Consider the following 8,159-nt stretch of genomic DNA (forward strand, 5'->3'; position numbering starts at 1 on the left):
GGCATTCGAAGCCTTGAATGCTGCCACTCGAGCCGCTTGAATCCCGACCATCAGCATTCCCTCGTCGACCGGACGTTAACGTGACAACACCGTTTCGGATACTGCGCACCTTTGAAATAAATCATGGACTGGTTCTCGAGTGAATACACCGGCGACCGTTCACCGTCTGCATTCGAGCGCGTCAATAGTCAAAAGTTTGCAACAGAACCCTTTACGGTGCCCGGCCAAATCACAAGCCCGGCCCTCTTGGTCAACTACTCTGCTGCGTCCGAAACCGTGGTTTCTGAGTATATCCCTTTCACACGTTCCTTTGTCGGATCAAAATGAGGGAATGGAACGATCCTGGCTTTCAGCCGTTTTTGTTGGCCGTCCAATTGCCCAATTTCGATGTCTGCCCCAATTGTCGCGTGGGTAACTGAAATCCGACCCAAAGCGATGACTTTCCCTAAAACGGGTGATTTCATTGCGCTGGTAATCGCTCCAACCTGCGCCTTTCCGACGCGGACGCAGTCGCCGGGTGACGGGACGACGCCGCCTTCGATTTCAAAACCAACCAGCCTTCGGTGGGGGTGCGCCTTGCGTTCTTCGATTGCTGCCCGCCCGATGAAATCGTCGGTTTTTGATTTCAGCGGCACGGTAAAACCGATGCCTGCTTCAAACGGGTCCGTCTGGTCGTCGAATTCTGACCCGGCAAAGATCAGGCCCCCTTCGATCCGCAGCATATCAAGTGCCCCAAGGCCCAGCGGCGTGATCCCATAATCCTGACCTGCCTCCCAGACTCGGTCGAAGATTTCCACTGCATCTTTGGGATGGCAGAAGATTTCATATCCCAGCTCACCGGAATACCCTGTTCGGGAGATCACGACAGATGTTCCGCGCACATCTCCGACCCGTGCAACGGTCAGTCTGAACCATGGAAGTTCGTCAATCGTTGGTTGCTGTGGGGGTGTCCAGAAAATTCTGGAGAGAATGTCGCGACTGTGCCGCCCTTGAACCGCGATGTTGTGCAGCTGATCCGTCGAATTGCGAACCCAGACATTCAAGTTGCGTTTTTGCGCTTGTTCCTGAAGCCACAATCCACTGGTGTCATTCCCGCCGATCCAGCGGAAGTTCGTCTCACCCAGACGATAGACGGTGCCATCGTCAATCATCCCGCCGTGCTCATAACACATTGCGGTATAGACGACCTGACCGACGCTTAGCTTTTTCATGTTGCGGGTCACGCATAGCTGCATCAGCTCTTCTGCATCGGGTCCGACAACTTCGTATTTACGCAAAGGACTCAGGTCCATGACGGCAACCTTGTCCCGACAGGCCCAGTATTCAGAAATCGCACCATGATTGGTCATCGTGTTCGGCAGCCAATAGCCGTTATACTCGACGAAATCACGGGTATGCCGCGCAAAGCAGTCGTGAAAAGCAGTTTTCTTGGTTTCTTCCACATCCGCCTCCGCAGATTTTCTATAGCCGTAGGATCGTTGAAAATCCTCGGTCGCCTTGTACGTTCGCACCTGAATATCGGTCGGGTTCCACCCGTTTGCCGGATCGATGTCGCAGGGACATGCCGTGCTGATGCAGACCAGATCGGTCAGCGCGCGCAGCAACACGAAGTCACCCGGTCGCGACCAGGGATCGTCCATGCCAATGGCATTGGCGTCATCCAGCATCGTGTTGAAAAAGAAGTTGATCGCAGGCCAGCCGCCGCGCGGCTTGATGCCATACTGGTCCAGATCTTTGTTAATATTGTCCGAACAGTTTACGTGGCCGGGATAGCCAAGGTCTTCGTAGTACCGCGCCGTACAAGCAAGGCCAAACGTGTCATGACGACCGCAAGTGTCCTGCACGATTTCGATCAAGGGTTCCTGATCGACGGACCAGTATTTCGAAAATATCCCCGGTTGCGGATACAGGCTTCCCATCAGGCTGCGGGTCGTCGTCGGATCGATTTCGCGCTCGATCCCCTGATCCAGCGCCCGGCGGCTGAAGGCCTGAAAATCCGAGCATTCGCGGCCGCGAATATCCAAGATCTGGATGAATTCTCCAGCTTTGACCTCATAAGATATGGCGTTTCCCGGTTGAATGTTGATGTCCCTGAGAGGGTCGGCCAACGGCTCAGGCGCGCCAACACCCGGCTTTTCCAGACCCGGCGCGGAACGCTGAATATAGAGGATGATATCCGTTGGAGGGTTGTTGTTTTCCGGGCGCATCGCCTCGCCGGGTGCGGCGACGATCAGAAGACCATCGCTTTCCGCCACGAAATGCACCATGTCGCCGGGGCGCGAGCCTTCGACAAAAGCGCGGATTGCGTCGCCCTGCCCGATGTCAAACCCCGCAGCCTCGAGCGCGCGCAGAACCTTCCGGCCCGAAGCGGAACCGTTTGCCAGCGTTGCGATCACCCCGTCGGGACACCCGTGTCCCCGCGCGCCGAGCATCGCCGCGTCCGAGCTTCGGTCGGGGGCAAAAAATACCATCTCAGCGGGCTGCATTCCATCGCGATCCAGCAATGTGATCGTGTCCCCTTTGGACACCGGAACGGCGCGCGATCCCATTGCGGGAACCGGATGGCGTTCTGTGCCATGCGGCAGGATGGGCAGACCAGGAGCCAGCACCCCGCTGCGTTCGAACGGTACCTCAAACAAGGGTTTGACGTTCATCTGAACAACTCCGGTTAATCCAGCCCCAAAGCGCGCTTGCGCTTTTCGGCCCAACTGCTGATTGCCATATCAAAGGTCAACGCCATCAGAGACACGTTCAGACCCAGTACAAAATTCTTGCCCAATTCGGTGCCTGCCAGGGTTCGCTGCAATTCCTGCCCCAGATCCTGCGTGCCGATGAACGCGGCGATAATGACCATGAAGAACGCGAACATGATGGCCTGATTGAACCCGACGGCCATAGTCGGCAGCGCCAGTGGAAACTGTACTGACATCAGTTTTTGTCTGCGCGTCGAACCAGACATATCCGCGGCTTCGGTCATTTCCGGCGGCACGCTTCCCAGACCGATGATGGTATAGCGGATCAGCGGCACGGCGGCGAAGATCAGGATGGAAAACACGACCGCCACGTCATTGACGCCGAACAGCATGATCGCGGGGATCAGATAGATGAAGCTAGGGAAGGTTTGCGCAGTGTCGCAGGCCAGCAGGATACTCTTGGACCAGCGTTTGGACCGAGCTGCGACAACGCCCAAGGGGATACCGATCAGAGTTGCCAACACAACCGCTGAAATCACTGTATACAGCGTGATGACCGAGCGATCCCACCAGCCGGAAAACGCGACAATTGTAAAAAACACCGCAGCATAGATACCGGGTTTGCGGCCTCCGACCCAATAGGCAAAGGAGACAACCAGTAGGATGAACGCAGGTGTCGGAATGGCAAGCAAAGTATCACGAAACGGGATCAGAACTTTGACGTTCAGGAACCAGCGCAGCCATTCGGTTGTCCCTTTGATCACATCGAAGGCCAGAACCGACTTGATCACATCGTCGATTTCCTTTCCCTGGCTCAGATGCTGCTTGCGACCAACTTCAGCCAGGATCGGAAACACTTGCGACAGCAGGGTGAACCCGACGAACAGACCCACTGCGATTAGCGGATTCCGGTGCCGTTTCCACCATGGCGTTCCGCGTTCGAAATGAATGGGCTGCTTGACGACCCAGGCCTTCGACATCCGGTCAAGCATGACCGCCAGAAGAACGATGGTCACGCCGATTTCAAACGAACGGCCAAGTTTGAAGCTGCCCATCATTGCAAGCAACTTGGCTCCAAGGCCTGGCATGCCGATAAAGGCGGTGAGAACCACCATTGCCAGACACAGCATGATCACCTGATTGACACCTACCAGCACTTCGGTGCGGGCGGCTGGGACGTATACATGCCGCAGCATTTGCCAGCGTGTACATCCAGACATATGGCCGGCTTCGATCACTTCGGGGCTGACTTTCTTCAGACCCAGTGTGGTCATCAGGATCATCGGCGGGATGGCAAAGGTGATTGTTGCCACGGCCCCCGCGGTTGGTCCGACTTTGAAAAAGATCACCGCTGGCAAGAGATAAGTAAAGAAAGGCAGGGTTTGCAGAACGGACAGGATGGGTTTCAGCACCCGCTCGAACCGGCCATACTTCCAGGCGGCGATGCCCAGCACCAGGCCCAGCACAAACGCCAGCGGTGCCGCCACTACAATGACCGACATGGTCTGCATGGCGATGTTCCACTGGCCGATTGCAGCGGTCCAGATGAACGTACCCGCACCCAGAGCCGCCAGCCGCCACCCTCCCACGGCATAGCCCACAACAGCAGCGACAGCAGCGATTGCTGACCACGGGATTGGGCCCAGATAAGGCCAGCGGCGCTTGCCTTCGAGCAGGTTGGCCGACATATCCAACAGGAATTCCAACGGGCCTTCGGCGATAAAGCGGGTCACGTAGATCAGACCAAGGTCATTTTGGATGAAATTGAAGATCGCATCCAGCACCTGCGCCGTCGGCGGGATTGCTGCCTCGGGAATGCGGTTCAACCATTCAGGGAGAATTCCGACCGCCTTGGCAAGGATCAGCGCAAAGGCGGTGATCAGAAGTGCGGTAAGGACTCTGGTGCGCCCCCACACACTGTCTGCCGTGTCCGGTAATTCGGTGGACAGTGTCGCCATCATTCCGCTCCGAGCAGAACGTTCAACGCGGCATCGCGATCCAAAACGCCGGTGACAACGCCTGTTTCATCCGCAACCGGCAGCAGGATACGCTTGTCATTGACCAGAACCCGGGCCAGTTCATGAATGGTTGATCCGCCATTGATCGGCGCGCCTTCGAGGGTATGGCCGTTCACCGGTTTTGCCAGCCCTTTCGCATGCACCACGCGGGCCTTGTCGATATCCTCGGTGAATTTCGCCACATATTCGGTCGCCGGGTTCATCACGATCTGATCCGGAGTATCGCATTGTTCGACCGCACCGTTGCGCATGATAGCAATCCGGTCAGCCAGACGCAGCGCCTCGTCAAAATCATGGGTAATGAAGACGATGGTTTTGCCCAGCATCTCTTGCAGGCGCAGGAATTCATCCTGCATTTCACGGCGGATCAGCGGATCAAGCGCCGAGAAGGGTTCATCCAGAAACCAGATATCCGGTTCGATAGCCAGCGACCGGGCGATACCGACCCGTTGTTGCTGGCCACCGCTCAATTCCCGTGGGAAGTATTCTTCCCGGCCTTCAAGGCCCACCAGCTTGATGACCTCCAAAGCGCGTTCGCGCCGGTCGTGGCGATCCTGCCCACGCATTTCCAGCGGGAAGGCGACATTGTCCAGAACCGTGCGGTGCGGCAGCAACCCGAAGGACTGAAACACCATCCCCATCTTGTTGCGGCGCAATTCGATCAGGTCGCGCTCGCTGAGTTTCATGATGTCCTGACCGTCTACTTCGATCGTGCCTCCGGTGATGTTGTGCAGACGCGAAAAGCACCGCACCAGCGTGGATTTTCCCGATCCTGACAACCCCATGATGACAAGCATCTCGCCACGGCCAACCTCGATCGAGACATCCTTGACCCCGGCGATATACCCATCCTCACGGATCTCGTCGAAACTGCGGCCTGCCGGCATGGACTTCAGATAGCTCTCGGGAGAGGGTCCAAACAGTTTCCAGACATTCTTGGCTGATATGACAGGCGCGATGGCGGACATGGCTGCTTTTCTTTCTTGTTGAGCGCGGCCCTGGATCACAAAACGATCAAGGCCGCGCCAGATTCATTATTCCTAGCCGTTATCAGCTGCAGGCACTGATCCAGGGGTCAACAACGGCACGGTTGGCGTCCAGCCATTCCTCTGCCGCTTCTTCCGGCTCAAGCTCATCAGTGTCGACCAGCTTTGCCATTTCCGCGATCTGAGGGTTGGTGAAAGAAATCTGGGTCAGAGCGCAATACGCGGCTGGCCACTTGTCCTTCATGCCATCCCAAGCCGCCTTTTTCAGATATCCACTTGCCGGGTTGCCACAATCATACAGCGCGTCCGGGTTCGGACCCTTGGCAGGATCCTTGTCGCAGCCGTCTTCCCATGCAGGGAACTCTACAAACTCACCGGGCCAGACGGCTTCGGCAAAGTTTGGCGTCCAGTTGAATACAAGAACCGGGGTCTTGTCGGCCTCGGCGGCACCAATCTCGGCCCACAACGCTGCGGCGGAACCCGCATTGATCACGGTAAAGTTCAGATCAAGCGCTTCGGCGCGTTCCTTGCCATGTTTCAACCAGTCTACCGGACCATCAAGATACCGGCCCTTATCCCCGGTCTCGGCCGTGGCAAACAGGTGCGCGCAGTCGTTCAGTGCATTCCAATCAGGCAGGCCCGGGCAGGATTCCTTGGTCCACATCGGGTACCACCAATCTTCGCGCGTGACGGCATCATGATCGCCCGCGTCATGCAAACCACCCTTTTCCAGCGCGGCCCGGTAGGATGCGCCAAACGCGCCTTCCCAGACTTCCATCTCAAGCGCGACGTCGCCCAAGCGGACCGATTCATAAACCGCCTGGCTGTCGGTGGTGACATATTCGACGTTGTTGCCCATCTCTTCGAAGATCAGACCGACGACGTTGGACATCACGATCTGGCTGGACCAGTTGTGAATTGGAATGACAATCGGGTCGCTGCTGTCTTCGGCAATCGCCCCGGTTCCCGCTACTGCCGCCAAGGTTGCTGCGGAAAGGAGGTTTGTAAGTTTCATGTTCGCTCCCTGAGTGAGGTTCGTTTTTTGTCAAAGGGGCTCTTCCGGCCCGCGAATTTGTGCATTTTGCCTAGAATCGCTCATAATGCAGAAAAGAAATTTGAGGGGCGTTGACCATAAAATCTTGAGGCAAACTCAACTTTTTACTATGTTAACAGTCGGTTGCCCGTTCAGACGGCAACGGGTGCCCATGAATGTTTTTGCGTGTGGCCGCGTCCAGATCGGGAAAAGTCCTGTAAATGCCAAAGAAAACATCAGTCACAGGGAAAGTCCTTCCTCCGCTTGATTATTTGTTGGCGTTTGAAGCCGCGGCAAAAGCGCAAAGCTTTGTGCAGGCCAGTAAGGTGCTGAACATCTCGGAAACCGCGATCAGCCGCAAAGTGCGCCTGCTGGAGCAGCATTATGATGTGCCATTGTTTGTCCGGGGTCACCGTTCGGTGTCACTGACGCAACAAGGTGCCATTCTGTTGGCAACTGTCGAAAAGTCTCTGGATCAGATGCGGGACGTCAGCCGTGAGATGCTGGCCAAGCATCAGGCCAACAAGGTGTCGATTTCTGCGACGAACTCTGTCGCGTCTTTGTGGTTGATGCCACAACTGCACAAGTTCAACAAATCCAACGGCCGTATCCGTATTTCGCTGGTGTCTTCGGACAGTGACGCAGAGTGCCTTTCGGATTCCATGGACCTGACAATATTGCGTGGAGATGGCGAGTGGCCGGGATACGAAGCAAAGCTTCTGTTCGGAGAAACAGTGTTCCCGGTTTGCAGCCCCGAGTACCTCAGAAGCAACCCCAATGCGGCAGTTCTTTCCGCGCTGCCGGAACTGGACCTTATTGAAGTCACCAGCAGCCATGCGGAGTGGATGACATGGCGTACATGGTTCAGCGGTAACGGTGTTTCCACCTCAGCGATGGAACAAGCTGTGGCTTTCAACACCTATCCACTGTCGGTTCAGGCTGCTGTCGATGGTTTGGGAATTGCATTGGGCTGGGCCCATCTTGTTGACCCCTTGCTTGAGAGCGGCGCGTTGGTCAGGCCGGTCCAGAACGCTTCGGTGCGAACGCAATCCGGATACTACCTGCTGAAAAGGCCGTCTCAAAAAGCTTTCCCGGAACAGCGCATCGTCGAGGATTGGTTGCTGGGTCTCAGCGCGGGTCGAAAAAGATACGCCTGATCCTTGTCGCAACCCCCGAATCTTGACTTGATGTTTGGAAACATCCCTTGGGTACTTTAAACTCACGTATTGACCCTTGGGAATATTTATTTACCTTAAAGAAAATTTTGACCGAATCTGGCCCTGCGTTTTGTCGCTCTGGCCGGACCAATCCAGACTATCTCACGCAGGGAGACCAAACCCAATGAGCTATAAATCCGACATCGAAATTGCGCGTGAAGCGAATAAGAAGCCGATCCAGGAGATCGGCGCGAAGCTTGGAATATCCAGTG

At 56.0% G+C, this 8,159-nt stretch carries 5 protein-coding genes; 1 reads left to right on the top strand and 4 read right to left on the bottom strand.

All coding sequences use genetic code 11. The features are described 5' to 3' along the window. Positions 1-254: 254 nt before the first annotated feature. The 4 genes from ACR0ES_RS19840 to ACR0ES_RS19855 all read right to left on the bottom strand — a co-directional run bounded on the left by ACR0ES_RS19840 (position 255) and on the right by ACR0ES_RS19855 (position 6,712). The gene (locus ACR0ES_RS19840) at positions 255-2,654 is read right to left on the bottom strand and encodes a trimethylamine N-oxide demethylase (RefSeq protein ID WP_480489463.1); all 2,400 of its coding nucleotides are present in this window, start codon (positions 2,652-2,654) and stop codon (positions 255-257) included. Between the two features lie 14 nt (positions 2,655-2,668). Further along, positions 2,669-4,651, bottom strand: a complete 1,983-nt coding sequence (locus tag ACR0ES_RS19845; RefSeq protein ID WP_480774569.1) for an ABC transporter permease — start codon at positions 4,649-4,651, stop codon at positions 2,669-2,671. Continuing rightward, positions 4,651-5,679, bottom strand: a complete 1,029-nt coding sequence (locus ACR0ES_RS19850) for a quaternary amine ABC transporter ATP-binding protein (RefSeq protein WP_480774570.1) — start codon at positions 5,677-5,679, stop codon at positions 4,651-4,653. The genes ACR0ES_RS19845 and ACR0ES_RS19850 overlap by 1 nt, the downstream gene beginning before the upstream one ends. Positions 5,680-5,761: 82 nt before the next feature. Continuing rightward, a complete protein-coding gene (locus ACR0ES_RS19855) occupies positions 5,762-6,712 on the bottom strand; it encodes an ABC transporter substrate-binding protein (protein ID WP_480774571.1) in 951 nt (316 codons plus the stop codon). 239 nt (positions 6,713-6,951) lie between these two features. Between ACR0ES_RS19855 and ACR0ES_RS19860 the strand changes: the two genes are divergently transcribed. Next, on the top strand, positions 6,952-7,887 hold the full coding sequence (locus ACR0ES_RS19860) for a LysR substrate-binding domain-containing protein (protein WP_480871574.1): 936 nt from the start codon (positions 6,952-6,954) through the stop codon (positions 7,885-7,887). Positions 7,888-8,159 lie beyond the last annotated feature (272 nt).

Source organism: Ruegeria sp. N7, from assembly GCF_056531345.1.

Excerpts from the sequence above, each read along its gene's own strand:
- ACR0ES_RS19850 (WP_480774570.1), bottom strand. The coding sequence starts at position 5,679 with ATGTCCGCCATCGCGCCTGTCATATCAGCCAAGAATGTCTGGAAACTG.
- ACR0ES_RS19860 (WP_480871574.1), top strand. The coding sequence starts at position 6,952 with ATGCCAAAGAAAACATCAGTCACAGGGAAAGTCCTTCCTCCGCTTGAT.
- ACR0ES_RS19845 (WP_480774569.1), bottom strand. The coding sequence starts at position 4,651 with ATGGCGACACTGTCCACCGAATTACCGGACACGGCAGACAGTGTGTGG.
- ACR0ES_RS19855 (WP_480774571.1), bottom strand. The coding sequence starts at position 6,712 with ATGAAACTTACAAACCTCCTTTCCGCAGCAACCTTGGCGGCAGTAGCG.
- ACR0ES_RS19840 (WP_480489463.1), bottom strand. The coding sequence starts at position 2,654 with ATGAACGTCAAACCCTTGTTTGAGGTACCGTTCGAACGCAGCGGGGTG.